The sequence below is a fragment of the Janibacter limosus NBRC 16128 genome (genome assembly GCF_001570985.1).
GTDB lineage: Bacteria > Actinomycetota > Actinomycetes > Actinomycetales > Dermatophilaceae > Janibacter > Janibacter limosus.
Genome location: NZ_BCSS01000034.1, coordinates 14,425 through 39,706 on the forward strand (window position 1 = coordinate 14,425; position 25,282 = coordinate 39,706).

At 67.5% G+C, this 25,282-nt stretch carries 31 protein-coding genes; 17 read left to right on the forward strand and 14 right to left on the reverse strand.

All coding sequences use genetic code 11. The annotated features are described in order from the left end of the window. Position 1: 1 nt before the first annotated feature. Both JLI01S_RS12340 and JLI01S_RS16715 read right to left on the reverse strand, forming a co-directional pair. The gene (locus tag JLI01S_RS12340; RefSeq protein ID WP_068265006.1) at positions 2–811 is read right to left on the reverse strand and encodes a sulfite exporter TauE/SafE family protein; all 810 of its coding nucleotides are present in this window, start codon (positions 809–811) and stop codon (positions 2–4) included. Between the two features lie 13 nt (positions 812–824). Beyond that, positions 825–1,004 (reverse strand): DUF8730 family Cys-rich protein, encoded by a 180-nt coding sequence (locus JLI01S_RS16715; protein ID WP_084349401.1) that lies wholly within the window; start codon positions 1,002–1,004, stop codon positions 825–827. Between the two features lie 145 nt (positions 1,005–1,149). Between JLI01S_RS16715 and JLI01S_RS12345 the strand changes: the two genes are divergently transcribed. From JLI01S_RS12345 to JLI01S_RS12360, 4 genes are all read left to right on the forward strand, one after another. After that, entirely contained in the window at positions 1,150–1,554 is a 405-nt protein-coding gene (locus JLI01S_RS12345; RefSeq protein WP_068265008.1) for a DUF302 domain-containing protein, read from the forward strand. Positions 1,555–1,583: 29 nt separating this feature from the next. Beyond that, positions 1,584–1,850 carry a metal-sensitive transcriptional regulator gene (locus JLI01S_RS12350; protein WP_068265009.1) on the forward strand — a complete coding sequence of 89 codons (267 nt, stop codon included), beginning with the start codon at positions 1,584–1,586 and terminating at the stop codon, positions 1,848–1,850. Positions 1,851–1,892: 42 nt separating this feature from the next. Continuing rightward, complete coding sequence (locus JLI01S_RS12355) at positions 1,893–2,363, forward strand: nuclear transport factor 2 family protein (RefSeq protein WP_068265010.1); 471 nt, start codon at positions 1,893–1,895, stop codon at positions 2,361–2,363. A 136-nt stretch (positions 2,364–2,499) separates the two neighbouring features. Next, positions 2,500–2,715 (forward strand): Rv3202a family protein, encoded by a 216-nt coding sequence (locus JLI01S_RS12360; RefSeq protein ID WP_068265014.1) that lies wholly within the window; start codon positions 2,500–2,502, stop codon positions 2,713–2,715. A 24-nt stretch (positions 2,716–2,739) separates the two neighbouring features. Here the strand turns inward: JLI01S_RS12360 and JLI01S_RS17300 are convergent, their stop codons facing one another. Together JLI01S_RS17300 and JLI01S_RS17305 are read right to left on the reverse strand one after the other, a co-directional pair. Further along, positions 2,740–3,273, reverse strand: coding sequence for a P-loop NTPase family protein (locus JLI01S_RS17300; RefSeq protein ID WP_068265015.1), 534 nt, complete (start codon positions 3,271–3,273; stop codon positions 2,740–2,742). Positions 3,274–3,299: 26 nt separating this feature from the next. Beyond that, positions 3,300–3,722, reverse strand: coding sequence for a winged helix-turn-helix transcriptional regulator (locus JLI01S_RS17305; protein WP_068265017.1), 423 nt, complete (start codon positions 3,720–3,722; stop codon positions 3,300–3,302). An 85-nt stretch (positions 3,723–3,807) separates the two neighbouring features. Here JLI01S_RS17305 and JLI01S_RS17730 point away from each other — a divergent pair, with 85 nt between their 5' ends. From JLI01S_RS17730 to JLI01S_RS12410, 7 genes are read left to right on the forward strand one after another with little or no spacing between them, the layout of a single operon-like run. Further along, complete coding sequence (locus tag JLI01S_RS17730) at positions 3,808–5,685, forward strand: alpha/beta fold hydrolase (protein WP_369407378.1); 1,878 nt, start codon at positions 3,808–3,810, stop codon at positions 5,683–5,685. Further along, positions 5,682–6,170: a PaaI family thioesterase gene (locus tag JLI01S_RS12385; RefSeq protein WP_068265018.1), complete on the forward strand. Its 489-nt coding sequence runs from the start codon at positions 5,682–5,684 to the stop codon at positions 6,168–6,170. The genes JLI01S_RS17730 and JLI01S_RS12385 overlap by 4 nt, the downstream gene beginning before the upstream one ends. A gap of 49 nt (positions 6,171–6,219) precedes the next feature. Beyond that, positions 6,220–6,618, forward strand: a complete 399-nt coding sequence (locus JLI01S_RS12390) for a nucleoside 2-deoxyribosyltransferase (protein WP_169797326.1) — start codon at positions 6,220–6,222, stop codon at positions 6,616–6,618. A gap of 34 nt (positions 6,619–6,652) precedes the next feature. Beyond that, on the forward strand, positions 6,653–6,907 hold the full coding sequence (locus JLI01S_RS12395) for an ArsR/SmtB family transcription factor (RefSeq protein ID WP_245634610.1): 255 nt from the start codon (positions 6,653–6,655) through the stop codon (positions 6,905–6,907). Next, positions 6,904–7,422 carry an SRPBCC family protein gene (locus JLI01S_RS12400; RefSeq protein ID WP_068265026.1) on the forward strand — a complete coding sequence of 173 codons (519 nt, stop codon included), beginning with the start codon at positions 6,904–6,906 and terminating at the stop codon, positions 7,420–7,422. Before JLI01S_RS12395 ends, JLI01S_RS12400 begins: the two co-directional genes overlap by 4 nt. A gap of 42 nt (positions 7,423–7,464) precedes the next feature. Continuing rightward, positions 7,465–8,196 carry a Pr6Pr family membrane protein gene (locus tag JLI01S_RS12405; RefSeq protein WP_169797327.1) on the forward strand — a complete coding sequence of 244 codons (732 nt, stop codon included), beginning with the start codon at positions 7,465–7,467 and terminating at the stop codon, positions 8,194–8,196. A gap of 51 nt (positions 8,197–8,247) precedes the next feature. Continuing rightward, positions 8,248–9,876 carry a phosphodiester glycosidase family protein gene (locus JLI01S_RS12410; protein WP_068265036.1) on the forward strand — a complete coding sequence of 543 codons (1,629 nt, stop codon included), beginning with the start codon at positions 8,248–8,250 and terminating at the stop codon, positions 9,874–9,876. A 13-nt stretch (positions 9,877–9,889) separates the two neighbouring features. Here the strand turns inward: JLI01S_RS12410 and JLI01S_RS12415 are convergent, their stop codons facing one another. Next, a complete protein-coding gene (locus tag JLI01S_RS12415) occupies positions 9,890–10,990 on the reverse strand; it encodes an FUSC family protein (RefSeq protein ID WP_245634611.1) in 1,101 nt (366 codons plus the stop codon). Positions 10,991–11,522: 532 nt separating this feature from the next. Here JLI01S_RS12415 and JLI01S_RS12420 point away from each other — a divergent pair. The 3 genes from JLI01S_RS12420 (at position 11,523) to JLI01S_RS12430 (ending at position 14,783) form a co-directional block, all read left to right on the forward strand. After that, positions 11,523–12,002: a GNAT family N-acetyltransferase gene (locus tag JLI01S_RS12420; RefSeq protein WP_068265040.1), complete on the forward strand. Its 480-nt coding sequence runs from the start codon at positions 11,523–11,525 to the stop codon at positions 12,000–12,002. 779 nt (positions 12,003–12,781) lie between these two features. Then, the gene (locus tag JLI01S_RS12425) at positions 12,782–13,513 is read left to right on the forward strand and encodes a hypothetical protein (protein ID WP_157074939.1); all 732 of its coding nucleotides are present in this window, start codon (positions 12,782–12,784) and stop codon (positions 13,511–13,513) included. Positions 13,514–13,634: 121 nt separating this feature from the next. Continuing rightward, a complete protein-coding gene (locus JLI01S_RS12430) occupies positions 13,635–14,783 on the forward strand; it encodes an AbiH family protein (RefSeq protein ID WP_068265046.1) in 1,149 nt (382 codons plus the stop codon). On the opposite strand, the gene JLI01S_RS12435 is transcribed toward JLI01S_RS12430, so the two are convergent. Further along, positions 14,741–15,520 (reverse strand): PD-(D/E)XK nuclease domain-containing protein, encoded by a 780-nt coding sequence (locus tag JLI01S_RS12435; protein ID WP_157074940.1) that lies wholly within the window; start codon positions 15,518–15,520, stop codon positions 14,741–14,743. The two genes, JLI01S_RS12430 and JLI01S_RS12435, sit on opposite strands and share 43 nt — an antisense overlap. 750 nt (positions 15,521–16,270) lie before the next feature. Here JLI01S_RS12435 and JLI01S_RS16995 point away from each other — a divergent pair. Next, entirely contained in the window at positions 16,271–17,920 is a 1,650-nt protein-coding gene (locus tag JLI01S_RS16995) for a DUF2510 domain-containing protein (protein WP_157074941.1), read from the forward strand. Between the two features lie 53 nt (positions 17,921–17,973). Here the strand turns inward: JLI01S_RS16995 and JLI01S_RS12445 are convergent, their stop codons facing one another. The 5 genes from JLI01S_RS12445 to JLI01S_RS12465 form a co-directional block, all read right to left on the reverse strand. After that, a complete protein-coding gene (locus tag JLI01S_RS12445; protein ID WP_218005508.1) occupies positions 17,974–18,543 on the reverse strand; it encodes a hypothetical protein in 570 nt (189 codons plus the stop codon). A gap of 127 nt (positions 18,544–18,670) precedes the next feature. Continuing rightward, a complete protein-coding gene (locus tag JLI01S_RS12450) occupies positions 18,671–19,273 on the reverse strand; it encodes a rhodanese-like domain-containing protein (protein WP_068265053.1) in 603 nt (200 codons plus the stop codon). A 36-nt stretch (positions 19,274–19,309) separates the two neighbouring features. Beyond that, the gene (locus JLI01S_RS12455) at positions 19,310–20,119 is read right to left on the reverse strand and encodes a sulfite exporter TauE/SafE family protein (RefSeq protein ID WP_245634612.1); all 810 of its coding nucleotides are present in this window, start codon (positions 20,117–20,119) and stop codon (positions 19,310–19,312) included. A gap of 81 nt (positions 20,120–20,200) precedes the next feature. Beyond that, a complete protein-coding gene (locus tag JLI01S_RS12460) occupies positions 20,201–20,380 on the reverse strand; it encodes a DUF8730 family Cys-rich protein (RefSeq protein WP_068265056.1) in 180 nt (59 codons plus the stop codon). A gap of 30 nt (positions 20,381–20,410) precedes the next feature. Further along, positions 20,411–21,787, reverse strand: a complete 1,377-nt coding sequence (locus tag JLI01S_RS12465; RefSeq protein WP_068265058.1) for an MBL fold metallo-hydrolase — start codon at positions 21,785–21,787, stop codon at positions 20,411–20,413. Between the two features lie 216 nt (positions 21,788–22,003). Here JLI01S_RS12465 and JLI01S_RS12470 point away from each other — a divergent pair, with 216 nt between their 5' ends. Continuing rightward, positions 22,004–22,270 (forward strand): metal-sensitive transcriptional regulator, encoded by a 267-nt coding sequence (locus JLI01S_RS12470; protein WP_068265061.1) that lies wholly within the window; start codon positions 22,004–22,006, stop codon positions 22,268–22,270. 20 nt (positions 22,271–22,290) lie between these two features. On the opposite strand, the gene JLI01S_RS12475 is transcribed toward JLI01S_RS12470, so the two are convergent. Genes JLI01S_RS12475 through JLI01S_RS12485 form a run of 3 tightly spaced genes read right to left on the reverse strand, consistent with a single transcriptional unit; the run spans position 22,291 to position 24,414 of the window. Then, the gene (locus tag JLI01S_RS12475) at positions 22,291–22,797 is read right to left on the reverse strand and encodes a hypothetical protein (protein WP_218005509.1); all 507 of its coding nucleotides are present in this window, start codon (positions 22,795–22,797) and stop codon (positions 22,291–22,293) included. A gap of 1 nt (position 22,798) precedes the next feature. Continuing rightward, complete coding sequence (locus JLI01S_RS12480) at positions 22,799–23,677, reverse strand: cytochrome c biogenesis CcdA family protein (RefSeq protein WP_068265063.1); 879 nt, start codon at positions 23,675–23,677, stop codon at positions 22,799–22,801. After that, complete coding sequence (locus JLI01S_RS12485) at positions 23,677–24,414, reverse strand: DsbA family protein (protein WP_068265065.1); 738 nt, start codon at positions 24,412–24,414, stop codon at positions 23,677–23,679. The genes JLI01S_RS12480 and JLI01S_RS12485 overlap by 1 nt, the downstream gene beginning before the upstream one ends. A gap of 45 nt (positions 24,415–24,459) precedes the next feature. Between JLI01S_RS12485 and JLI01S_RS12490 the strand changes: the two genes are divergently transcribed. Next, positions 24,460–25,218, forward strand: coding sequence for a GntR family transcriptional regulator (locus tag JLI01S_RS12490; protein WP_068265068.1), 759 nt, complete (start codon positions 24,460–24,462; stop codon positions 25,216–25,218). The last annotated feature ends 64 nt before the right edge of the window (positions 25,219–25,282 follow it).

Here is a 25,282-nt window from a genome sequence, read left to right on the forward strand (position 1 = left end):
GTCAGGCCAGGAGTGCCGGCAGGGACTGCGTGGCGGTGAAGGCGGCGATGACGAGCACGAGGACCGCGAAGGCTTGTGAGAGTCGAGCCGCCGGAAGCCGGTTGGCGACACGGCTGCCGAGGAGGCTGCCGACGACGGCCACCGCGGCAAAACCGACGATGAGGGGCCAGTCGAGGTCACCTATGCCCTGCTGCGCCCGGGCGGCCAACGCCGTCGCGCTGTTGATCGCGATGACGAGCAGGGAGGTGCCGACAGCCGCGGGCATGGTGAAGCCGAGGACGAGCACCAGTGCCGGGACGAGCACGAAGCCGCCCCCGACACCGAGGAACCCGGTCAGCAGGCCGACGAGAGTTGCCGCGACGACCAGCTTGATCAGGCGCGGGCAGGCGCAGGTCAGAGGGCGCACGGTCAGGATCGGCTCGTGGGGACCGAGGTCGGCACTCCCCCGGGACTCGGGGCGACTGCGCCGCAGCATCAGGACGGCCACCACGACCATGAGCGCGGCGAAGACGGTCATCAGGACCTCACCGGGCACCGCCCGGGAGGCCGCCGACCCGGCGAACGAGCCGGCCGTCCCCAGCAGACCGAAGGCCACCCCCTGCCCAAACCTCACTCGCTGCGCACGGTGGTGCGCCGGCAGGGAGAGGAGGGAGGTGATGCCCACGATGAGCAGTGAGCTGGTGGTCGCGATGACCGGGTCCTGTCCCAGGACGTGAACCAGGGCGGGGACGGCGAGGATCGACCCTCCTCCGCCGAGGGCACCGAGCGCGAGGCCGATGACCAGGCCGAGGGGGATGACAGCAAGGGGCACGGCGCCGGGTGGATCAGCCGCGGCCGAAGAGGCGGGCGAGCGGGTTGCGGGAGGCGGCGGCCCCCTTCGCCGGAGCGGAGTGTCCGGGGCACCGCTGGCTGCCCGGCACTCCCTTCATGACCTGGTCGACGTGCTGGCCGCAGCCGGCCCAGCTGGTCTTGCCGCACTGACGGCAGGTTGTTTGACGGCACATGGGGATCTCCTGGAGCTGGGGAAGGGGGTGGGTCAGCTGGCGTGGCCACGGCAGCTCGCGCTGTGGCCACCGTGGACAAATTAATACCCCCGGGGGTATGGTGTCAACACGGTCGGACAGGCCGCACGACACAGGGAGAGACGACATGCGATACGCCATCACCACCACCGTGGCCGCTCCGTTCGATCAGACGCTGGCAGCCACCCGTGACGCGCTGGCCGACCAGGGCTTCGGGGTGCTCACCGAGATCGACCTGGCTGCGACCCTCAAGGCCAAGGTCGGGGCCGACATCGCACCCCAGGTGATCCTCGGCGCCTGCCGGCCGCAGCTGGCGGAGCAGGCCGTCGCCGTGGAGGCTTCGATCGGGCTGCTGCTCCCGTGCAATGTCGTCGTCCGGGCCGACGGCGACGACGGACGCACGATCGTCGAGGCGGTCGACCCCGGCATGATGGTCGGCGTCACCGGCAACGAGGGCCTGCAGGCCGTCGCGCAGGAGGCGGACACCCGCCTGCGCGCTGCGCTCGAAGCGATCCCCACCCACATCGCCTGACGCACCTGATCACGAAGGAGAGAGACACAATGGTCACGCTGGACATGGACGAGATGGGCCCGGTCGTCAACCGGCTGCGCCGGGCGCAGGGGCAGATCGGTGGGGTCATCCGCCTCATCGAGGAGGGTCGCGACTGCAAGGACGTCGTGACCCAGCTCGCCGCAGCGAGCAAGGCCCTCGACCGAGCTGGCTTCGCCATCGTCTCCTCCGGCCTGCGCGAGTGCCTCTCGTCCCCCGACGGTGTCAACGAGGAGGACCGCGCGGCGATGGAGAAGCTCTTCCTCACGCTGGCCTGAGACTCGTGGCCTTACGCTGAGACAGTCACCTGGAGGCTCGTCATGACGATCAAACCGCCCACTCCTCCGTTCACCCTCGAGACCGCGACTCAGAAGGTCCGCGGCGCCGAGGACGCGTGGAACAGGCAGGACCCCGACAGCGTCGCGTTGGCGTACACCGCTGACAGCTGGTGGCGTAATCGGACATCCTTCGTCCAGGGGCGCGAGCAGATCATCGAGTTCTTGGAACACAAATGGGCCCGCGAGCTGAACTATCGGTTGATCAAGGAGCTCTGGGCATTCACCGAGACCCGGATCGCCGTTCGCTACTGCTATGAGTCGCAGGCCACCACCGGATCGTGGTACCGATCGTTCGGAAACGAGAACTGGGAGTTCGACCAGAACGGATTGATGCGTTGGCGGCATTCGAGCATCAACGACCTGGAGATCGATGAGGCGGACCGCAAGTTCCATTGGGAGCTTGGCACGCCGAGACCTCCCGATCACCCCGGACTCAGCGAGCTGGGGCTGTGAACGGGTCACGGCGAGCCACCGGTCCGCGCGGTGGGTCGCGCCTCGAGGCGCCCCGCGGCGATCCTGTCACCGTGACCGAGAGGGCGCGGATTCGCTAGCCTCGAGGACCCACCGCACCCAGCGCACAGGAGCGATCATGAGCACTCGGACACCGGAGCCCGCGGACGATCTCCCCGACGACGTCCCCGAGGCAGATGCCGCCGACCAACGACTGTCGACAGGCACGCAGGACGAGGACGGTCAGAGCCTGCCCGAGGAGCCCATCGGGCTGAGCGACGATGCCAATCCCGCCGACGTCTGGGAGCAGTCGCAGCCCGTCCCGGACGACGAGGACGAGCGCGACGAGGTCTGAGACCCGGCGCGGCGAAAGGGGGCGCTACCCCGCGATCTCGGCCACGAGCTCGTCGACTCCTCGGGTGCTGTCGAGGCGAAGCACCGGGCAGGTCAGGGTGGCGAGCCACGCCTCGTGCTGGGCCCGGTTGCGGCCATCTGTCGTGGGGTCCTCGTAACCGCTCGCCCAGTCCATGAAGTCGCGGTGCGCGCTCTCGTGCATGCCGCCGGGCTCGATGCGCGAGCCATGGCGGGTCACCTCCCGGGCGTGGAGGCGACTCATCCGCACGTCGTGGTCGACGGAGAGGAAGACCACCGCATCGAAGCTCTCGGTGAGCGGGTCGCCCCACCCCATGAGCGACCCGGACAGCACCCAGGCGTCGCGGCCGACGAAGACCTCGCGCATCAGGCGGATCCGCGCGGCCTCCTCGCGCTTGGTCGTGTACGGCGGCGAGGTCGGCACCCAGAAGTAGTCGTCCGAGTCGGCGTGCGGCACCGCCCACTGCGTGGCGAGCCGACGGCCGAGCGTGGTCGTGCCGGTCCCGCTGGCGCCGGTGATGTGCAGGCGGCAGGGCGTCATGCGCGGCAGTCTACGAGCGGTGCGGCTCACCGCTCCGCGGTGACGAGGTGCCGCTCGCGCAGGACGTGCTGCCAGGTCGCTACCTCGTCGGCGTCGCCCGTGCGGACGAAGTCCGGCTGCGCGTCCGTGGTGCTCGGGTCGACGATCATGCCGAACCTCGCCAGCTCGACCATGAGGGGAAGCGTGGCGATGCCCAGCTCGGTGAGCGAGTAGCGACCCTGCTTGCCGCGTGGGGTCGGCGACTTCACGAGGAGGCCGGCGGCGGTGAGGTCGGCCAGGCGGCGCGAGAGGACCGGCGCGCTGATCCCCTCCGCGTTGCCGGTGAGCAGCTCGCGGAACCCGCGGCGGTCGTAGGCCGCGATGTCGCGCAGGATCACCAGGCTCCACTGGTCGCCCAGCACCTCGAGCCCGCGGTTGATCGGGCAGCCCGAGCGCGGTGACGTGATCATCGGTCCTCCACCAGTTGCAATGTGTAACCACTATGCCATAACGTCGCTGATAACAGATTGCAACCACCTACGTCAGGCAGTCACCATGCAGGCCTTCGTCCTCGAGAAGTACTCCTCCCCCATGCGGCGCGTCGACATGCCGGTCCCCACCCCCGGCGCCGACGAGGTGCTCGTCCGGGTGGCCGCCGCGGGCGTCAACCACGCCGACGAGCGCGTCCGCTCCGGCGAGTTCAAGCAGATCTTCCCCTTCGAGCTGCCGATGGTCATGGGCAGCGAGTTCGCCGGCGAGGTCATCGCGAAGGGGGCCGACGTCACCGGCCTCGAGCCCGGCACCCGGGTCTTCGGCTACGCCGACCAGGCCAGGATGGGCGCCTATGCGGAGGTCATCGCCGTCCACCGCGACAACCTCTCCGAGGCCCCCACCTCCACGACGACGACGGAGGCTGCCTCCCTTCCCGTCGTGTGGTTGACCGCCTGGCAGGCGCTCGTCGAGATGGGTGACCTGCAGCCCGGCCAGACCGTCCTGATCCACGGCGGATCCGGCGGCGTCGGTACGGTCGCCATCCAGCTGGCCAAGCACCTCGGGGCCAACGTGGCCACGACCGCGAGCGCGAGGAACGCCGACCTCGTCCGGGAGCTCGGCGCCGACATCGTCATCGACTACGCCACGCAGGACTTCGCCGAGGTCGTCTCGGACGTCGACCTCGTCCTCGACACGCAGGGCGGCGAGACGCTGTCGAAGTCGCTCGGCATCGTGCGCCGCGGTGGTCTCGTCATCGGGATCACCGGCCCGCCCGACCCCGACTTCGCCGACCAGGCGGGCGTCAACCCCTTCGTCAAGGTCGCGATCCGGGGGCTCAGCGCGAAGGTGCGCCGCCGCGCGGACCAGCTCGGCGTCACGTACCGCTTCCTCTTCATCCGGCCCGACCGCGAGCACCTGCGCCGCGGTGCGGAGCTCGTCGACGCGGGCGTCATCCACCCGCAGGTCGGGACGGTCCTCCCCTTCGCCCGGACCATCGAGGCGCTCGAGGGCGCGCTGGCCGGCGGCAACCGCGGCAAGGTCGTCGTCACCCTCGAGGACGAGACCACGACCACCAGCACGAAGGGGGGCGCCCCCCGTGCCACGACGTGGAGCACCGCTGCGACACAGCGGATCTCGGCCGCGGGCGAGTCCCTCGTCTACCGCGAGCTCGGCCCCGACCAGGGCACCCCGGTCGTGCTGCTGACCCACCTCGCGGCGAGGCTCGACGAGTGGGACCCGGCGGTCGTCGACGCGCTCGCGCAGGAGCACCACGTCATCGCGGTCGGCCTGCCGGGCACCGGCGGGTCCACCGGCAAGGTGGCTCCGACCGTCCAGGGCATGGCCGATGCGGCGGTCGCCTTCATCGAGGCGATGGGGCTGCGACAGGTCGACCTCTTCGGCTTCTCCCTCGGCGGTTTCGTCGCGCAGCAGGTGACGCTCGACCACCCCGAGCTCGTGCGCCGGCTGGTGCTCACCGGGACCGGCCCGGCGGGTGGCGAGGGCATCGACCGGCCGACCGGCGGTGCCTACATCTACGCCGACGTGCTGCGTGGGGCCCTCGCGCGGACGGACCCCAAGGAGTTCCTCTTCTTCCACCGGGACGCGACCGGCAAGCAGGCGGCACGGGAGTACCTCGCGCGCATCGGCGCCCGGGTCATGGACCGCGACGAGCCGATGCCGCTGACGGGCTTCCGCACGCAGATCGAGGCCATCAAGGCATGGGGCAGGGCGCAGCCGCAGGACCTCTCCCGCATCACGGCGCCGACCCTGATCGCCAACGGCGACGCCGACAAGATGGTGCCCTCGGTCCTCTCCGAGGACATGCACCGCCGCATCCCCGGCAGCACCCTCGAGATCTACCCGAGCTCGGGGCACGGGGGCGTCTTCCAGCACGGAGAGGCCTTCACCGCCGCGCTGCTGAAGCACCTGGCGGCGTCATGAGCCGGGAGCGGACCTTCACCTGGCAGGACCCGCGAGAGCTGGCGCAGGCCGCGGCGACGACCGACGGGCTGGAGTTCCTCACCCGCACGACGACGGGCGAGCTCCCGCACCCACCACTGAGCGCGTCGACCGGGATCGTGCCGGCCGAGTTCGGTGACGGGTGGGCGGTCTTCGAGATGCAGCCCGCCGAGTGGCACTTCAACCCGATCGGGTCGGTGCACGGCGGGATGCTCGCCACGATGGCCGACTCCGCGCTCGGTTGTGCGGTGCAGACCAAGCTGTCCGCGGGCACCGGCTACACGTCGCTGGACCTGACCATCAAGTTCACCCGCAAGGCCGACCTCGACAGTGGCCTGCTGCGCTGCCGCGGCGAGGTGACGACGATCGGTCGGCGGACCGCCACCGCGGAGGCGCGGATCACCGACTCCCGGGACCGGGTCATCGCGCACGCGGTGGCGAGCTGCCTGATCTTCCCGATCGACTGAGGCCCTCGCCTCGCGGGCCGACCCGCCGTCGGCGTGAGAGCGTCGGGTGGTGAGGATCTACGTGGCGGGCCCGCTCGCGGATGTCGAGAGTGTCCGGCGGGTGCAGTCCGAGGTCGTCGCCGCCGGGCATGAGCTCACCCTCGACTGGAGTCGTGGCCCGGAATCGCAGCTCTCGGACTACGACAGCGCGCCGGAGGCATCGGCCCGGATCGCGCGCAACGACCTCGACGCCGTGCTCACGGCCGACGCGGTGATCGTCGTCGCCTCGGAGCACCCCGGGCGGGGGATGTTCGTCGAGCTGGGCGCAGCCCTGGCCTCGGCAACCGGAGGCGGACGCGTCCGACACGTCGTCGTCGTGGGCCCGATCCAGCACGAGAGCGTCTTCTACTTCCACCCCGCGGTGACCCGCGTTGGTCACGTCGGCGAGTGGCTGGCGGCGTTGGCCTGAGGCCTCCCCCGATGGACGGTGCGCCGAGCGCTCGGTGAGCGACCTCGTCGAGATCGTCGGCATGCACCAGCCGGGAGTCTCCCGGCACCTCAAGGTGCTGCGCGAGGCGGGACTCGTCGAGGTCCGTCGCGATGCGCAACGGCGCCTCTACCGTCTGCAGCCCGAGCCACTCAGAGAGCTCGACGAGTGGCTCGGACCGTATAGGGCGATGTGGGCCGACCACCTCGATGCCCTCGAGCAGCATCTCGAACGCACAGCCACGCAGCACGCAACCAAGGAGCCGTCATGACGTCCAGCCCCCACGGCACGATCGAGCGCACCCCCGAGGGGGGCATCGTCCGCTTCGACCGCCACCTCGCCTTCCCTATCGGGGAGGTCTGGGCATCGATCACCGAGCCGACCCGCCTCGCCGACTGGTGGCCCCCCTTCGCAGCCGACATCTCGGTTGACCTCCGCGAAGGGGGCTCACTGGTCTTCGCTTGGCCCGACATGGACTTCCCGACACTGGAGCTCCGGATCGTCAGGCTCGAGGCGCCGACGCTGCTCGAGCACACCCACACCAGTCCGGGATCGTGGATGCGCTGGGAGCTGGAGAGCGTGCCAACCGGCACCCGGCTGCGCGCCACGTACTTCGTCCCTGACGTCGACATGGCCATCGAGCGCGGTGATGTCCTCGGGCTGCACCACTCCCTGGATCGCCTCGAGCCGGCCCTCGACGGACGACCTCAGGCCTGGGACAACGACGCCTTCAACGCCCTGCGTGCCATCTATGCGGGCCTCACCGAGGCTCAACCTCGCGCGTAGCGGCACGCCGTCGGGCACCGCCCTGCGCGCTAGCCTCGGCACGTGGACACTCAGCCATCGCACGCCCGGTACTCCTCGGTGTGGCCAGGGCTGAGGCTGGTGACGGCAGTGCTCATCTCCGCCGCGATCGTCGCCCAGCTGTCCCGCACGATCGAGACCGCGGCCGCCAGCCAGACCCCTCACGGCAGCCACCTGCCCACGGTGGTCGGCAACTTCTTCAGCTATTTCACCATCCAGTCCAATGTCGCCGCTGCCGTGGCACTCGTCGTGGGCTCACTGTGGGCATGGCGTCGCGGCAACACTCCAGAGCCGCGCTGGCTCACCGTGCTGCTCGCGTGCACGTCGACCTACATGATCGTGACCGGCCTCGTCTACAACCTGCTGCTGCGCGGGGTCGTGCTGCCGCACGGCACGACGGTCCCGTGGTCCAACGAGGTGCTGCACGTCGTCGGTCCGCTGATCATGCTGGCCGACCTCCTGTGGTCCCCCGGTCGCCGGGTGCTGCCCTGGCGGGCGATCGGGGTCGTGCTCGTCTTCCCGATCCTGTGGGTCCTCTACACGCTGGCGCGCGCCAACCTGGTGACCTCGCCCATGTCCAGCGCCCCGTGGTGGTACCCCTATCCCTTCCTCGACCCGCACGTCGTGCCCAGCGGATACACGGGGGTCGCCGGCTACATCACCGGGATCGCCGTCGTGATCTGCGCCGTCGCAGCCTTCGTCGTCTGGGTTGGGCGAAGGGAGAGCCCCCGGGTGGACCGGGTGCGGCACCGCTGAGGCCACGAAGAAGCCACGCTCCCGTCACCTTGGTGGCCAACGCTCGGCGCCATGACCTCCAGAAGAAGAGCTTCAGCGATCTCCGCCGGCGCGGTCGGCATCCTCATGGCCGGTTCGACGGCGATCCCGACGCTGAGCGCGTCGGCCAGCACGCAGGACCCGGCAGACACCAGCGTGACGAGGGGCAGCGAGCCGTTGCCCCTCGGCCCGTCCGATCTGCCCGAGGAACGCACCAGCCGCACCCTCCAACCAGGGGTCACGTTCACCCACATCGATCGTGGAGCGCCCAGCGCGGACGTTCCGTGGGTGGTCGAGCTGAACATTCCGGCGACCTCCTCGAGCTCGGACCCCGACGGCCCGGCACGCTCGGTGCAGGACAAGGCGAGCGCGGATGCGTTGGTGGCCCGCCTGCGCGCCGCGGGCTTCGGCAGCCGTGCCGAGCCCGTGCGTCAACCGGCGGTCGCGGACGTCGACGCAGGAATCATCGGGCACCGCGTCAGGCTGTCCACGTCCCACTCGAGCCGGACCGAGGCCGATGCGACAGCCGCGAAGCTCAAGGCCCAGGGCTTCAGTGGGCGCACCTGGTACGCCGGGTGGGACGGCGGGAGCCGCGCCAGCGGACACTGGAGCGTCAACGTCATCACGATCGATCCACGATCGTTCAAGGGACGCCTCACCGGAACCTACGGACCGGACCTCGAGCAGCGTGAGACGACCACCGAGCTGGCGCGATCCACCGGCGCGTCGGCCGCCGTCAACGGGGGCTTCTTCACCATGGATCCCAAGGCTGGCGCCGAGGGCGACCCTTCGGGGGTCGGCGTCTACAACGGCACCTTCGCGTCCGAGCCGGTCGGCGACCGTCCGGCCCTGGTGCTGCAGCAGAATGCGCGACGCACCACCGTCACCCGCCCCAGCTGGGACGGCACGATCCGACTCGGCTCTCGCACCGTGGACCTCGACGGCAAGAACCGCGTCCCGGGTCTCATCCGCAACTGTGGCGGTGATGCCAGCGACTCCCCGACATTCCTGCCCGTGCACGACACCACGTGTACCGACTCCTCCGAGCTGGTCACCTTCGACTCGGCCTTCGGCGCCCGGACACCCTCAGGCCCCGGGACAGAGGCAGTGCTCGACCGGTCCGGTCGCGTCGAGCGCCTCCTGCACAGCAGGGGGGTTCAGCTGCGGCGCGGTGAGACCTCCGTGCAGGGGATCGGCAGCAAGGCCGCCGTGCTCAAGACCCTCGAGATGGGCGACCGCGTGGGCGTCAAGGAGAGGGTCGACATCGGGGCGCCCCACACGCGACACACCACCGTCGTGGGCGGCGGCCCGGAGCTGGTCCGCTCGGGGTCGGAGCACATCACGCAGAAGCGCGACGGGATGCATCAGGTGGACAACCCCAGCTTCGACTACGGCTGGGTGCTGCAGCGCAATCCGCGCACCTTCGCCGGGACGGATGCGAAGGGGAGGACGGTCCTGGTCACCGTGGACGGCCGCCAGGCCGACCAGCTCGGGGTGTCGATACCGGAGGCAGCCGCCGTCGCCAAGTCGCTGGGCATGCAGGAGGCGGTCAACCTCGACGGAGGCGGGTCGACGGCGATGTCCGTCAGGGACCAGCTCGTCTCGAGCCCGTCCGATGCCGGCGGCGAGCGCTCGGTCGGGGATGCCATCGTCGTGCGCTGACAGGCGACCGCGTCTACCCCTCGCGGCTCTTGACGTGGGCGCCGGAGGGCTCGCCCGCAGCTCGGGCGGACGTGATGTCGTCCGCGATGGCCGCGATGTGGCTCATGCTGGCGATGAGGGATCCGTAGAGAGGCCACGACTGGGGTGGGAGCTGGCCCTCGGCCTGCAGATCGATGCCCAGCTGGATGAGGCGCTCCTGGATCGGCTCCGCCTCGACGTCGGCGTCCTCGTCAGCGAATGCGTGCCCGACCTGCCCGACGATCTCCACCCATCGCTCGCGGAAGCGCGCATCCCACTCACCCTCGATCTGAGCGCCCTCACGCAGAGTGCGGGCCAGGTGACGCAGGTGTACGACCCCCTCGTCGGCGCGCTCCAGGATGTTTTCGTAGTTCGCCATTTCGATACCGGGGCCCTGAGTCTGCCCTGTACGGGTCCTCCGCCTGCGCAGCCCGGTCCGCGGGTTGACCCGCTCGCTCTCTCTGGCGAATCGCACCGTCTGCCAGGCCAACTCCAGCTCTGCACTCATCGACTCCGCCTCTCGGAGCCAGGCATCTGCCTGATCGGTGTCCCACGACGTGGCGAACTCACTCGCCATGTTGTTGAGGACATCACCCATCTGCCGGTTGATGCTGTCCATGTACTGGGTGGCCTGGATGTCTCGCATCGGCGGGATCAGCAGGAAGTTGACGGCCAGGCCGACACCGACGCAGACCTCGAGCATCCGGTCCCCGAGGAGAGGGGCCTGGCTGTTGAAGCCGCTGCCGAGCACGAAGACGGCGGTGGTCGCGATGGCCACGCCTTCATCTCGGATCCACGACATCCGTGCCCCGATCATCCCCACGAGCAGCGCGAGCGCAAAGGTCCAGAGACTGACGCCCAGCCACACACCGATGGCGAAGGAGAGAGCGATTCCGATCGCTGAGGCGATGGTGGTCTGCAGACCCCGCGACAGAGATCGATACACCGTGGCGTGGACGGTGAGCAGCGCAGTCCACGGGGCGAGGAAGGGGAGCTGGGACTCCAGGACATTGACCGAGAGCCACCACGCGGCGGTGCCCGCCACCACGCCCTTGACGAGTTGCAGGACCTCCGTGACGGCTTCGGGCTTCGTCATCCGTCCCGGAAGTTCGCGCCATGGACGCTGCATGACAGTCCTTTGCTGGGTGGGGTTTGCATCCCTCGGCCAAGTGCCCGGGACGCATCAGGAGACCGCCGTCCCCTTCGTCTCCAACATATGGCTTCAGATCGAGGTCGCTCGTACCCACGGGGGTGTCACCGTCTCGTCTGCGTCCTGCTCCTACCGGGAAAGCAGCGCCGTTGCTCGACTCATCTCGACTTCACATCAGATGTCGAGATGCAGCGCAGACTGCACACGACACGCGGCCTACATTGCACAGAGACGGCCTCACGGAGGTGCCCGTGCAAAGTAGGGGAGTGCCCGCGGCTGTGATCTCCGTCGTTGTCAGTTCTTCGGAACAGCGCTGCTGGTCAGTCCTGCGACGAAGAAGATGCCCAGGCCCCAGCCACGGAGAGCTGGCTTCCTCCTCGCGGAGCACACTTTCGAAATGCCGGGGCCCACTGGTCAGGAGTCAGACGGGTCGAAATCCGGTGGCAGTACGACGCGGTCTGCTGACAACCTCGGTGCCATGAACGTCGAGGTCCGCACCATCACTGCTGATGACTGGCCTCTCTTAAGAGACGTCAGCTTGCGGGCACTGGCCGACTCTCCCGACGCCTTCCGCAGGACGCTCGCCGAGGCCCAGGCGTTCACGGAGGACTTCTGGCGGCAGCAGACCGAGGGGTCAGCACCGATCCTGGTGGTGCTGGAAGACGGCCGCGGAGCCGCGATGGGTGGCGTCTTCACTCCCCCGGACAGCGCCATCGCCTACGTCTGGGGCATGTGGACGGCGCCCGAGGCGCGCGGCCGTGGGTACGCCGCCAGGCTCCTCACCGATCTGGTGAACTTGTGCCGCGATCGCGATCTCGGTGTACGTCTGCATGTAACCGAGGGCAACCAGGCCGCCCGCCGGCTCTATGCCGCCCACGGCTTCAAGTCGACCGGCGTGTGGGAGCCGCTCCGGGGAGGATCGGCGCTGCAGGTCGAGGAGCTGCAGCTCGTGGAGTGACCGGCGTTCTCGAAGCGCGACACTCACGACGAGGCATCGATCAGCATGCTCACTCCGCGCCCGGACACGTCGCTGACATGGACGGCATAGCGTGACCGCTCATGCCGCGTTGTGCGCGGTCGTGCCGAGGAACGAGTAGCCGTGGAGTGTTGCCCGCGCTCTGTCGCCCGGGCGCGCGGGTGATCTGGACACGACATCGGAGACGTTCGGACCTGACGCCGATGATCCGGACTTGGTTCCTGGAGGCCGGGTTCACCGAGCAGCACCCTCGTCTGACTTCCTCTCGCACCGCGCCGCCGCCGCGCTTCCCCGAGGCCGTGCAAAGTACGCGTGCTGTGCGCAGTCGGACCGTCTGCCGAGACTACGTGCAATGTGCTCTGGCCGAGCTGCACCAAGAGTGATGCCAGGGGCGCGGGTGGTTCGGTCGATCGTCAGCTGATGGTCCATGTCGCCGCTGAGAGTGGTCCAGCGGCCTGGACCAGTCGACTGTTCCGCATGGGGCACCGTCACCGGGCAATTTCTCGGACGGGTCTTACGGGACGCCCGAACATGCGTTCATGCGCTGACCTGCACCGTCACCGCAAGGGATTCTGCTTGCGGAACGTCTAGCGAAGGGCCTCCCGCGGGGCCATGCACCCAACGCTGAGAGAGTACGGACATGAGATTCGATGACTTCTTCGGGGAGGGTCTCGATTCGGCAAGCCCTTGGGGTTCGTCCCGTACCACGGCGATCAGGATGGATTTGGTGCGCCAGCTCGCGGATGGCCCGTTGCCCGGCGATGACCCGTTGGCAACCGCAAATAGCGCTTACCCAGTTCGTACGCGGCCAGTACAACTCCTACGGTACTGACGGCAGGCAGCAGATTAACGACGTGGAATCGCGCGAGGTTCTCCGGTCACTGCGAGCCGTCCTGCGGCGTCAGGGAGTCGAGTTTGATCCGCAGTGGAGCGACTTCCCCTCCTTCCGCACCTATTGGAACGCGCACGAGGGTAGAGGTAGCTGGCAGGCCCGCCGCGACATGTTGGCTGATCTGTTCGATCCAGTACTTGCAGCCCTCGAGACCGCTCAGGACAGGGCATCGGGAAATGAGGTTGCTCTACCCGTGTCGCCCCGTAGTGAACTGGGCTGGCCCGCCGTGGATGAGCACATTGAGCAACTCCGGCAACGGTTCGCAACCGCATCGACGCACGTCGACTACAAGGACGTAGGCAACCGCTGTGTCGGCGTCCTTGAGGCCCTCAGCGCCGTCGTCTACGACCCCGCCGTGCACTGCCCGGACGGCAAGCCTCAGCCCCCGGTGGACAAGACCGACATTCGCATCGGTGCGTACATCGACCAGCGACTTCCGGGCCCCTCGAACGAAGAGTTGCGTGGCCTCGTGAAGAAGGCTTCAGCACTTTCCCACAAAATGAAGCACTCTCCCCGGGCCGACCGGACTACGACCGGCATCGCCGCCGACGCAGTGATCCTGCTCGCCAACATCCTGAGGCGTCTGCGCCAGGAGCCATAAGCCGCCGAGGCGCCGTCGGTCCGCATCGTCTCCACCAGGGCCGTTGCCCTACGATCACCCGCATGGCCGCGGCGCGCATCAGGCGCACACACTTGACCGCGAGGGATACACAGGATCGGGCATGGGTTATCGCGCGTTCACGACTGCCGAGTACTCGGCGCTGAGGCGCCAGCACAACATCATGGTGCTGGTGGGCAACGGCTTCGACATCCAAGTCACCCGGCGCTACGCGTCCCGGTTCTCTCCCCGCTACCCAGCCTTTTACTACTACCTGCTGTCTCGCGACTTCGACTCCTCGAACCTTGTGGTTCAGCAGATGGCCGCTGCCAAGGAGGACGGTGAGCAGAACTGGAGTGACGTCGAAGCAGCGATCGGGCGCCTCATCACACCTGAGGGCGGCTGGCACTCGGCTGACGCCGTCTACGAGGCGACGCTGGCTATCCAAGCAGCATTCTCGGAGTACCTGGACCTCGTCGCACCGCCCGCCCTGCTCGCCCGCGTCGGCGAGGATTCAGCGAAAGGCTCCTTAGCCGTGAAGTCAATGGCGGACTTTATTGGGGACGTCGCCAAGGGGTCTCGGACAGTCGGCTCCTTCGCCTTCCCCGAAGAAACCAACCACTACGACCTTTTCAACTATCTGTTCGTCAACTTCAATTACACGCCATTGCTCGACGACTACGTCTTCCGCGACGCCCAGCAGTTCCGACCACAAGCGCACAGGTATGCCGACCGGAACTTCATGTTCCGACCCAACCCAACTAACCATCCGGACGGCTACGGAAACCAAGAGACCGGTTGGTCCAGCTATGTCCGCAGCGAGGTCATTCATCCCCACGGACAGCAGCCGATTCCACGGTCGCTGCTGTTCGGGATGGACGCCCCCGACAACCTCGCCCCGGGCCGCGACCCCAATCGGCAACTCATGAAGCCTTACTGGGCCATGAACCGCATCGAGTACGCACACCTGTTCCCCGACACCCGGCTGTTCATCATCTTCGGGTGCTCCCTCGGCGAATCGGACGGCTGGTGGTGGCGACGCATCTACGAAGCGCTGAACCGCCAGACCAACGACGGAACGCCCATGAGCGAACTAATCATCTACTGGTGGAGCCCTGTCGCGAGCCCCGCCAGCAGGGAAGAAGTCCTAGGCACCTTCTTCGCCAGTGTCGCAGCGGCCTTAGACGAACCTAAGCGGGCGAGTGTGGAGGACCGGATCCAGGTCGTGGTCTACTCCGATGAGATCCCGCCGGTCTTCCTCGCCACGCCCTGACATCGACGGCAAAACTCAGCGGACGCCGAGCTCAGGATGAGAAGTTCCTCGCCGAGTTTCCGCGCGGTCAGGCTCTCGCGCGTCATCTTCGTCTCAACGATGACCCCCACCTCCGGCAGTACGAAGTCGACGCGCGAGTTGGCTCCCGCATGCGAGGGCACGTAGTCCTCTGCCCGCACGTCGTCGAAGAGAGTCCTGAGGTACGCCTCGACGACGATCTGGAGGTCAGCCTCGTCACTGATGGCTTCGCCGATAGGCCAGTCGGGTGCCCGGCGTTGAAGGGTCGCGAGCAGTTCGGGCAGACGGCGCAGACACTGGCTGAGGTCGGTGGCCGCAGCCTCCGCGGGCGACGTGTCGGGGGCCACCTCGGCGATCAGCGCACGCTGCCGTTCCAGCTTCTCGCGGATCTGCGAAAACGGGTGCTGCCAGCGACCCAGAGGGTAGGAACCGTCATCTGCCTGAAGGACATTTGGCTCGCGGGGGTTGTCAAGGTAGTTAGCGACACCTTGTGAAAACAGTCCACCATCTCGATACTCATCGAGCTTCTTCTGTGACTCAGGCTCCAGCAATCGACGCGCCCGGGCGTGCCACCCGCGATAGTCGCTGCGCACCGCGGCGACCTCTGCGGGATCCGGCTCGGAGGACCGTACCTGCCAGTCGGCCATGCGCTCTTCCAATGCCTCCGACTCCCGCACCAGCGCGTCGAAGGCCTCTGCCGAGTGCCTTTGGATGCTCACGCTCCGCATGTTACTGGCGCGCACGGACATGCCACGGACACCACCGTCGGCGTTGGGCAGGTTGACCACGTACGGCCTCGAGCGTCACCAGCTTTGCGTCGCGCCCACCGTCGCGCTCGGAGACGAGGGCGCGTGGAGCGAATCGGGGAGCCTCCGCCCTCGGCAAGCGCGGCGTGTCAGGGGCCGACGCTCGTAGTCACCGGCCGGCAGGACTCGACCGTCGGCTGCAGACCGCAGTCGACCTGGTCGACCACTACCCGCGCGCGACGCTCACAGTCCTAGTCGGCGCCGACCACGCCTTGCCCCGCAAGAAGCCAGAGCCGCTGGCAGGGTCTTGCAGGACTGACTTGATCGTACGGATTCAGACGACTGCTCAAGGCGGTCAACGCCGACTCGGGTTGGCGCTGGGCACCGTGTCAGTTGAGGACCCTGCGGCGACGAAGATCAGCTGCATGGAGGTGCTGTGAGTGACGGTGGCAGGGGGGGGGGCGCCAACGAGCGCCCTGGGCGTTCGTGGCCTCGTGGGACGGCGACCCAGACAGCAGCGCTACTGCTTCAGTGCGGCGCAATCCACAGCGGTCAAGCCCGCCTCGATATACTGCGTACCGCGATGGGACGACTTGGTGTTGCGACGCTGAACCGCGAATCGCCTACGTTGGAAGCATCTTGGTATCCAGAAGCCTTCGATTGGGTTCGCGGCTCGCTAGAAGCTCGGCAACCGTCGCCGAGACTCGAAAACATGGGACCAGGATGACAGCATTTGACGACACCTCCTACCTATGGAAGGTGTCACTGGACTTCGCGGAAAACGGCCACATTCTCGCGTGGTGGGGCGAGGCTCAGGACGAGACTCTCACCCGCCTTATCGACGAGTTCGCATGGCTGTACCCGTGGCACATCTCCGATGCCATCGTCGCTATCACGTCCGATGACGTGGCCGCCGCTTGGCGGGAGCAGGACCCTGCCTGCCAACGGTATGCTTGGTACAACGTCCTGATGTACTTCGGTGTTGCTCGGGCACGGACAACGGGCCTCGAACACGCGATGCGGCCACCGGAGACCCTGAACTGCCTCCGGTGTAAGACCAGATTCCGCCAAGATGAGGTGGGCGCGTCTACGGCCCGCAAACTCGGCAAAGTCAGCAACATCCGGTACTGCCAGGCATGCTGCAGCGCCGCCTTCGCTGGTGGTAGTGATTTGGACGATCTGAGACTCTCGGACGCCGCGATTGCTGACTGGATTCGGGATGTCGCGTCCCTCACCGGGCTGATCCCGCCGCAGGATTTCTTCAACAATGAGGACTTCCTGGAGGCAGTCTCCGGCGACACCGCCCGGACACAACTACTGGGCCTGGCTGCGCGGCGGCCAACCGCCAAACGGATCAAGGACGCGTTCGGGTCGTGGCTCAACGCGCTTGCTGTCGCTGGTGTGCTTCCGGACGGAGCGCACCACACCCGGCGTGGCGTCCGATCTGTTGCTGCCGATGGCCATGTGTGCCTGTCTCTACCCGAGCGCACCATCGATGACTGGCTCTCGGCGTACGGCCTCGACCATGAGAAGGAGCCTCGCTACCCCGACAGCAACTATCGCGGTGACTGGCGAGTGGGAGGCTCGATCATCGAGTTCTTCGGACTCGCCGGCAATCCTGACTACGACGCTCGAATCCAGGAGAAGCGCGAGCTCGCCGAGCGGCACGGCATCGACCTAATCGAGGTCTATCCGAAAGACATGCTGAAGTGGGGCGCAACTCAGGAGTGGCTGGCGACGCGCCTTGGAATCGACTTGGCGGCACGAGAGCGGCGGATCCTGCCGACGCAGCCGCAGGCCCTGAGCGACACCAAACCAGCGATCCCGAAGGCGCCTCCGGTCGGCCCCGCGGAGGGATGGTATGCCGACCCGACTGGCCGCGAGGCTTCGCGGTGGTGGGACGGCCGCTACTGGACACAGTTGGTGCTCGACGCGTCGGGCGACACCTACTCCGACACGCCGTACCCGGAGCGGGACGACCCGGTGAATCATGGAAGCGAGATCGAGGGTCAGCAGACGTGGGAGTTCCTTTCGAGCACCAAGCTCCCGTGGCCAGGCAAGCCCAAAGGCGCCGAACTGGTCACCCACCTTGAGTTGATGTTCCGCTGCATGGATGCGGTCGAGAATGCGGCAAGACGCGACGGCTACGGAACCTCCCCCGGGGCATACTCCGAAGCGGCCGGTCACCTCCGGCACGCGCGAAATCATGCTGGCGAGGCGGCGATTCTTGCCCGTGCACTGCAAACTGGCCTCGGGCCAGGAGCAGGACGCCGTGACATCTCGACGCGGATGGCTGCGATCGATGAGGCGGGCGTCCATCCCAACCCGGTCGAATCGGGTATGACGGCCCACTATCCTCCGCCAGAGACCTAGGGCGTGCCCGCCAATGACATCGGGACTCGAACATCCTTCGTCGAGCGCATGATTCATCGCCGCGCAAGTTGATCGTGTGCCGTTTCATAAAACGCATCAGCCAACGCCACGACGACGCCGTGAGCTCCAGGCCCGTCGCTGAAGAAGTAGTCGGCCATGGTGTTGTGGGCGTCCTGGTTGTCGACAACCGCCTCGGTGACGGCCGCCTGGAAGTCCTGCGACTCCATGAACTGCTTCTTCGAGTTCACCTTCGTCTGGTTCACGAGATCCGGGTCCGCCATCAGGCGCTCGACGAGCCCGTTGACGAACTCACGGATCTGCGATTCTGCGAACGACTCCGCCCCGAACAGATCGTTCATCTTGTCGATGACGACCTGGAGCGCGACGTACTTCGGGTCCTTCTTCGCGCCCGTGCCAGCGGCGCTGATGCCCTTCAGCTCTCCGTCACCGGTCAGAGAGATGTCCGTAGACGCGCCCTTGCTGTGTTTGACCCCGACCAGCACCACGTCGGAGAGGTCGACCTCGGCGGACCAGGACTCGTCCTTGATGACCCGCTCGAGCAAGCGCAGGTAGATCGAGAGCATCTCCATGTACGGGTCGCCGTAGTCGACGATCTGGCTCATGAAGTCGTACATCCGCACGTACGTGGAGACGTCCTTGCGGAAGAGGTCGAGCTCGTTGAGCAGCACCTTGTCGTCGGTCTCCGGCAGGCTCAGCACCTGAGGTCAACGGGTCCGGCGGTTGGGTACGTCAGGTCGCCGTTGGTGCGTACGAGCTCTGCAACTGTGCAAAGACCGTCTCAAGGTCGGGCACGTTGCGGCGGTTGTAGGGGAGCTTGGACAGGAGCATCCCCATGGCGCAAGTGTCGGTCAGGGCTGCGGCGGTCAGCCCAGCGCCGATGCCGGCCGAGATCCACTTGGCCTGGGGCACGAGGGTGCTCACGAGGACTCCGGTGAGCACGATCGAGCCGGCCACGAGTCGCACCTGTCGCTCGAGGTCCCACGTCCCATCGCCGCGGATGACGTCGCCGCCGGCGCTCTCCCAGGCGGTGATGCCACCGTCGAGGACGTGCAGGTTGGGCAGGCCGGCCGAGGCGAGGGAGCTCTCGGCGCGGCAGGCGCGGGCGCCGGAGCGACAGACGAGGACGACGTCGTCGTCAAGGTGCTCGGCCAGTTCGCGGCGGTGCTCCTCGAGGAGGTCCAGGGGCACGTTGTAGGAGCCGGGGATGTGCATGCCGGCGAACTCGCCGGGGGTGCGCACATCGATGATGCGCGCGTCGTTGGTGCTGGCAATCCACTCGCGCACCTGCGCGGAGTCGAGGGTGGCAGGTCGGGGGGTGGTGTCGGTGGTCAAGGGGGGTCCTTTTCGTTCGGTGTGAATGCGTTCGGGTCAGGCCAGGAGAGCTGGCACGGCCTGTGCGGCCGTGAAGGCGGCGATGGCCAGCACGAGGACCGCGAAGGCCTGCGAGAGTCGTTCTGCCGGGAGTCGGTCGGCGACGCGGCTGCCGACGAGGCTGCCGATGACGGCAACTGTGGCGAAGCCGAGGATGAGGGGCCAGTCCAGTTCGCCGACCCCCTGCTGCGCCCGTGCAGCCAGCGCTGTGCCGCTGTTGATGGCGATGACGAGCAGGGAGGTACCGACTGCCACGGGCATCGTGAATCCGAGGACGAGTACGAGGGCGGGGACGAGCACGAAGCCGCCACCGACACCGAGGAACCCGGTCAGCAGTCCGACGAGGGTGGCAGCGACGACGAGCTTGAGCAGGCGCGGGCAGACGCAGGTCAGGGGGTGGAGGGTGAGGATCGGCTCGTGGGGTCCGGTGTCGTCACTCTGCAGTGACCCGCTGCGGCTGCGCCGCAGCATCAAGACGGCCACGACGACCATGAGCACGGCGAAGACGGTCATCAGGACCTCTCCGGGCACGGCTCGAGAGGCGGCTGACCCAGCGAAGGAGCCGGCCGTGCCCAGCAACCCGAAGGTCATGCCCTGTCCAAAGCTCACCCGCTGCGCACGGTGATGCGCGGGCAACGAGAGGAGGGAGGTGATGCCCACGATGATCAGCGAGCTGGTCGTGGCGGTGACCGGGTCCTGCCCCAAGACGTGCACGAGGGCGGGTACGGCGAGGATGGACCCTCCGCCGCCCAAGGCACCGAGGGCGATGCCGATGACCAGGCCTAGTGGGATGACAGCAAGGGGCACGATGGGCTCCTAGTGGAGTTGATGGGTGAGTCCTGCGGGGGCGCAGAATCAGGGACCTCCCCCCGCCGGACTCCAGGCGGCTCAGCCGCGCCCGAAGAGCCGGGCGAGCGGGCTGCGGGAGGCGCCGCCCCCCTTCGTCGGGGTGGAGTGACCGGGGCAGCGCTTGCTGCCGGGCACCCCCTTCATCACCTGGTCGACGTGCTGGCCGCAACCGGCCCAGGTGGTCTTGCCGCATTGACGGCAGGTCGCTTGACGGCACATTGGGTCTCCTTGGAGTGGGGTGACGGTGGGTCAGTTGGAGGAGGTCATCGGCAGGCCGGCATCGCCGGCGTTGCCGAAGGCGTCGTCGACGAGGACAACCTGGTGGTCGTGCGCCGCGAGGACCGACGCGGCGATCGAGGCCCGGTAGCCGCTGCCGCAGTGGATCCACAGCTCGCGCTGCGGGATCTCCTCGATGCGCTCGAGCAGTTCGCCGATCGGGACGTTCTGCGCACCCTCGATGTGGCTGTTCTCGTACTCGCCAGCGAGGCGGACGTCGAGGATGTGCACGGGGCGGTGGTGACGCACCTGGGACAGGTCGGCGAAGGCGGCCGTCTCCAAGGTGCCGAGTGGGCGGTCGGTCCAGTCCTCGGGCCCACCGGTAGCTGCGCCGGCAATCCGGTCCAGACCGATCCGCACCATCTCGCGTTGGGCCTGCGCGACCTGCTCGGAGCTCTCACCGAGCAGGGTGACCTGGGCATCCCAGGGGATGAGCCACCCGAGATACGTGGAGAACTGACCGTCGAGGCCAAAGTTCAGCGTCCCGGTGGCGTGACCGGCCGCGAAGGCGGTGCGGGTTCGCAGGTCGACGACCCACTCGCCGGCGTCGATGCGCTCCGCGAGCGTGTCCTTGTCGGCCTGCTCGGGGGCGCTCAGGTCGGCCTCGCTCGGTCCGGCAGCGTTGGCCGGGGACATGTGGACGTAGTAGGCCGGGTAGGCGTCCAGGCCGGCGAGGGTGTCGGCGACCCACTGCTCCTGGTCCTGGGTGAGCGCGGGGTTGTTGCGCTTCTCCTGACCGATGGTCGATTCGGTGGAGCCACCGGTGGACCCGGAGGAGCAGAAGGAGCCGAACCCGTGCGTCGGCAGCACCTCGGCGTGCTCGGGCAGCTCGTCTGCCAGTCGGTGGATCGAGGCGAACTGGTGGCGCACGAGGGCGCCCGTGTGCTCCTGGCCGAGCAGGTCCGGTCGCCCCGTGGCACCGAAGAGCAGCGAGCCCCCGGTGAAGACGGCCGAGGCCGTGGCACCGGAGTCGGTGACCGTCTCCACGGCGTAGGAGAGGTGGGTGAAGGTGTGGCCCGGGGTCGCGATGGCACGCACGCGCATCGTCGGAGAGATCTCGACGACGTCCCCATCGCGAATGGACTGACGGTCGAAGGAGACCTCGTCCTCAGCGTTGACGTGGTACCGCGCGCCGAGGCGGCGAGCGAGGGCCAGACCCCCGGTCACGTAGTCGTTGTGGAGGTGGGTCTCGAAGACGTCGGTGATTCGCACGCCGGCCTCCTCAGCGACCGCGAGCACACGGTCGATGTCTCGCTGTGGGTCGACGACGAAGGCGACGTCGCCGTCGTGGGCGAGGTAGGAACGGTCGCCCAGGCTCGGGGTCTCGATGGTCATGATCGTGGGTTCCATGGGTGACAAACTAATACCCCTGGGGGTATAGTGTCAACTGCAGCCACCAAGGTCGTGCGCTCGATGGGAGACCCCTCGAACCCGACCCCATGGTTGGCGTGACAGAGAATGAGTGGTCAGGACATCGCCAGTGATGTGCGCGCCCGACTCGACGCCGACCTGGCCGCGCTGCCTGCCAGGTCGGCTGACGCACCCGATCACGAAGGAGAAGGACGCATGGTCACTTTGGACATGGATGACATGGGGCCGGTCATCAACCGGCTACGCCGGGCGCAGGGTCAGATCGGTGGGGTGATCCGTCTCATCGAGGAGGGCCGCGACTGCAAGGACGTGGTCACCCAGCTCGCCGCGGCCAGCAAGGCCCTCGACCGGGCCGGTTTCGCCATCGTCTCCTCCGGCCTGCAGGAGTGCCTCTCCTCACCGGACGGCGTCAACGAAGACGACAAGGCTGCGATGGAGAAACTCTTCCTCGCCCTCGCCTGACCGCCCCACGACGCATGTCCCTACGTGCACACGGAGGGAAATCGGGGACAGGAGCGTTCGCGGCGGACGCGGACGACGAATGCCCACGCCAGCAGCACGATGGCCACGGCGGCGAGCAGCGGCTGCACGGGCGCAAAGTACTGCATTGCTCCGGAGTAGCCCAGGGCGATGAGGACGAGCTTGTTGCACACCGGGCACCCGACGGAGAAGAAGGTCGTGAATGCCCCGAGCATGCCCAGTCGTGAGCCGCGTTCGCCCTCGTCGCGCACATCACGCCGGGCAACGTATGTCGCAGCGACCAGCCCGGCCAGGGTCGAGGTCATCATCAGCACGGGCCACGCCCACGCAGTAGTGGGGACCTCCCGGCTGAACACCGGGCTGGGGATCATCGCGGTCGGGATCGCGGTCACGATCACTGTCAGCACCGCGACCCCGACGACGGTCCACCATCGGCGTGACTGCCACGTCCGCAACTCAGCGATCAAGAACGGTTGTCCCCGCTCCGGTGACTCGATGAGGGTCTTCACATCAGTTCTCCTTGCGCACGAAGTCAGAAGTCGAAGGGGTTGACCCTGAGGCGGACGCCCTCGACTGTCGCTTCTCGCTCTGATTGCGCCAGAGTAGAGCCCCTGCGAGGACGACAGCCGCAGCAAGGACGAACCAGACGTCGGACACGCCCGAGCTCCAGGCGCTGAGCGCCGACTCCGCCGAGCGTTGGGTGCCGATGGTGAACACGCCACTGAGGCTGGCGGTGCCATCGGTGAGGATGAGCACAACGCCAATGCCGATCGACAGTACCCCGGAGACGAGCATGGCCCAGGTGTTGCGCCAAGGCCCGATCGAGACCTCCTTGGGGGCGACGAACGCCCGTCCGCGAGCACCCAGACGCTTCCAGACCGCCGCGAGCACGAAGAGCGGGACGGTCATGCCCAGCGAGTAGAGAGCGAGCATGGAACCCCCGTAGACGGGGTTGCCGCTCACAGCGGCCACCATGAGCACTGACCCGAGGATCGGGCCGGCACACACACCGGCGACCGCGTATACGGAGCCGAGGGCGAAGACTGAACCGATGGAGGTGCGGTCACTGCTACCGCCGTGCTGCGTGCGGGACGCGCCGGGCACCGGCAGCCCCGAGAGCTGCCACAGGCCCAGGACGATGACCACTCCCGCGGCGACCGTCACCATGAGTGAGCGATGGGTCGTCACGAGGGATCCGAGCGACCCGGAGAAAACCCCCAGCGGAACGAGGGTGATGCTCAGGCCTGCGTAGAACACCAGCGTGCGACCGATGAGTGCGCTCGGCGAGGTGAAGGCGTAGGCAAAGAAGGCCGGAAGCAGCATGACCGAGCATGGGCTGAGAAGCGTGAGAACGCCACCGAGGAAGGCGCCGGTGTACCCGATGTCCATCAGCTGTCCTCCAGAGCCTCGAGCTGCTCGTCAATGGCCTGCTGGAAGGCCTCGGTCGGCTGCGCGCCAACGATGAGGTCCTGGCCGATCAGGAAGGTCGGGGTCCCTGTTGCGCCTACCTGGCGGGCTTCCTGGGTGTCGGCATCGACCTTGGCGCGCAGCTCGGGGCTGTCCAGGTCCTTCTCGAACTGCTCTAGGTCCGGAACGCCGATCTCATTGGCCCAGTCCATGATCTTTTTGTCGGTGATCTTCAGGTGGCCACGCTCGGGGGCGTCCTGGTACATCGCATCGTGGTACTCCCAGTACAGGTCCTGCTCACCGGCAGCCCGTGCGGCCATCGCCCCGTCTTCCGACTCTGGGCCGAAGACGGGAAAGTCCCGCCACTCGAAGCGCAACTTGCCGGTGTCGATGTACTGCGCTTTCAGCTTCGGGAAGGTGTCACGAGCGAAGGCCCCGCAGAAGGGGCACCGGTAATCGGAGTACTCGATGAGCACGAGGTCGGCGTCCTTGTCCCCTATCGCCGTGACGGTGTCAGCGTCCCGTCGAGCCAACCCGACCCGTTCCTCAGCCTCGCGCGGATCGGCGATCGCCTGGCTCGGCGCCCCCTTCTGCGAGGAATTTTGCCCGACAGTCGGTCTACCTCCCTCGTCCTGGCTGGCAAACACCACCCCGGCGATGAGGACGAGGATGATGGCAATGCCTGCGACGATGGTCGCCCGGCGGCGCGTGTCGTTCATGACCCCGACCGTAGCCTAATGTCTATACATTTCCTAGGAGTGGGTGTGCACACACTTCCGCGGTGGCGACAGATCAGCGATGACCTGATGCGCAGGGTTCAGGGCGGCGAGTTCGTCGACGGGTTTCCGGGCGAGTTGTCGCTGACCACGGAATACGGCGTCAGCCGCGGCACCATCCGCCGCGCACTTGAACCCCTGCGCGAGCGAGGGGTCGTCGGTGGGGCTCGAGGACGGCAGTCCTATGTCATCAATGCCAGCCGCACCAGCGGGCTCGGACCCATGTACAGCCTGCGAGAGGCCATAACGGCCAACGGCACCTCTGAGCGCTCGGAGGTGCTGGCCCAGCGGGTCGTGACCAGCGAAGTGGTCGCCCGCGCACTGGGCCTCGAAGCGGACACCCCCTTCGTGCACATCACAAGGGTGCGCTTCGTCGACGACGATCCCATCGCCTTCGACCGGCTGTGGATCATCGCCTCGGTGGCGGCGCCCCTCTTGGACGCGGACCTGACCGAGACGTCCGTGTACGAGTCACTTCGATCCCGCTGCGGCGTGGAATTCGATGCCGGCGTGGAGCACACGCGCTCAGTGGGAGCGACCGGCGAGGTCGCCTCACGTCTGGGTGTCCCCGAGGGCACTGCACTGCTGACGATCCGGCGAAAATCCTGCCTCAATGGCCGACCGGCGGAACTGCGCGACACCTGTGCCGTCGGCGAGCGAGTCACTCTCACCCACGTCTTCGGCGACGCATCCGCGGTCCTCAACTGCGGCGGCAACGGACGCCCGGTAGAGATCCCTTGGGAATGACCAGAACCGCACGGATCGTTGACACCGACGTCGACGGTGACGGGGAGCCCGATGTGCGGGTCTG

Excerpts from the sequence above, each read along its gene's own strand:
- JLI01S_RS12465 (WP_068265058.1), bottom strand. The coding sequence starts at position 21,787 with ATGGAACCCACGATCATGACCATCGAGACCCCGAGCCTGGGCGACCGT.
- JLI01S_RS12460 (WP_068265056.1), bottom strand. The coding sequence starts at position 20,380 with ATGTGCCGTCAAGCGACCTGCCGTCAATGCGGCAAGACCACCTGGGCC.
- JLI01S_RS12355 (WP_068265010.1), top strand. The coding sequence starts at position 1,893 with ATGACGATCAAACCGCCCACTCCTCCGTTCACCCTCGAGACCGCGACT.
- JLI01S_RS12350 (WP_068265009.1), top strand. The coding sequence starts at position 1,584 with ATGGTCACGCTGGACATGGACGAGATGGGCCCGGTCGTCAACCGGCTG.
- JLI01S_RS12485 (WP_068265065.1), bottom strand. The coding sequence starts at position 24,414 with ATGAACGACACGCGCCGCCGGGCGACCATCGTCGCAGGCATTGCCATC.
- JLI01S_RS16715 (WP_084349401.1), bottom strand. The coding sequence starts at position 1,004 with ATGTGCCGTCAAACAACCTGCCGTCAGTGCGGCAAGACCAGCTGGGCC.
- JLI01S_RS12470 (WP_068265061.1), top strand. The coding sequence starts at position 22,004 with ATGGTCACTTTGGACATGGATGACATGGGGCCGGTCATCAACCGGCTA.
- JLI01S_RS12445 (WP_218005508.1), bottom strand. The coding sequence starts at position 18,543 with ATGAGCCAGATCGTCGACTACGGCGACCCGTACATGGAGATGCTCTCG.
- JLI01S_RS12415 (WP_245634611.1), bottom strand. The coding sequence starts at position 10,990 with ATGACGAAGCCCGAAGCCGTCACGGAGGTCCTGCAACTCGTCAAGGGC.
- JLI01S_RS12345 (WP_068265008.1), top strand. The coding sequence starts at position 1,150 with ATGCGATACGCCATCACCACCACCGTGGCCGCTCCGTTCGATCAGACG.
- JLI01S_RS16995 (WP_157074941.1), top strand. The coding sequence starts at position 16,271 with ATGACAGCATTTGACGACACCTCCTACCTATGGAAGGTGTCACTGGAC.
- JLI01S_RS17730 (WP_369407378.1), top strand. The coding sequence starts at position 3,808 with ATGCAGGCCTTCGTCCTCGAGAAGTACTCCTCCCCCATGCGGCGCGTC.
- JLI01S_RS12420 (WP_068265040.1), top strand. The coding sequence starts at position 11,523 with ATGAACGTCGAGGTCCGCACCATCACTGCTGATGACTGGCCTCTCTTA.
- JLI01S_RS12410 (WP_068265036.1), top strand. The coding sequence starts at position 8,248 with ATGACCTCCAGAAGAAGAGCTTCAGCGATCTCCGCCGGCGCGGTCGGC.
- JLI01S_RS17300 (WP_068265015.1), bottom strand. The coding sequence starts at position 3,273 with ATGACGCCCTGCCGCCTGCACATCACCGGCGCCAGCGGGACCGGCACG.
- JLI01S_RS12425 (WP_157074939.1), top strand. The coding sequence starts at position 12,782 with ATGACCCGTTGGCAACCGCAAATAGCGCTTACCCAGTTCGTACGCGGC.
- JLI01S_RS12360 (WP_068265014.1), top strand. The coding sequence starts at position 2,500 with ATGAGCACTCGGACACCGGAGCCCGCGGACGATCTCCCCGACGACGTC.
- JLI01S_RS17305 (WP_068265017.1), bottom strand. The coding sequence starts at position 3,722 with ATGATCACGTCACCGCGCTCGGGCTGCCCGATCAACCGCGGGCTCGAG.
- JLI01S_RS12385 (WP_068265018.1), top strand. The coding sequence starts at position 5,682 with ATGAGCCGGGAGCGGACCTTCACCTGGCAGGACCCGCGAGAGCTGGCG.
- JLI01S_RS12480 (WP_068265063.1), bottom strand. The coding sequence starts at position 23,677 with ATGGACATCGGGTACACCGGCGCCTTCCTCGGTGGCGTTCTCACGCTT.
- JLI01S_RS12430 (WP_068265046.1), top strand. The coding sequence starts at position 13,635 with ATGGGTTATCGCGCGTTCACGACTGCCGAGTACTCGGCGCTGAGGCGC.
- JLI01S_RS12400 (WP_068265026.1), top strand. The coding sequence starts at position 6,904 with ATGACGTCCAGCCCCCACGGCACGATCGAGCGCACCCCCGAGGGGGGC.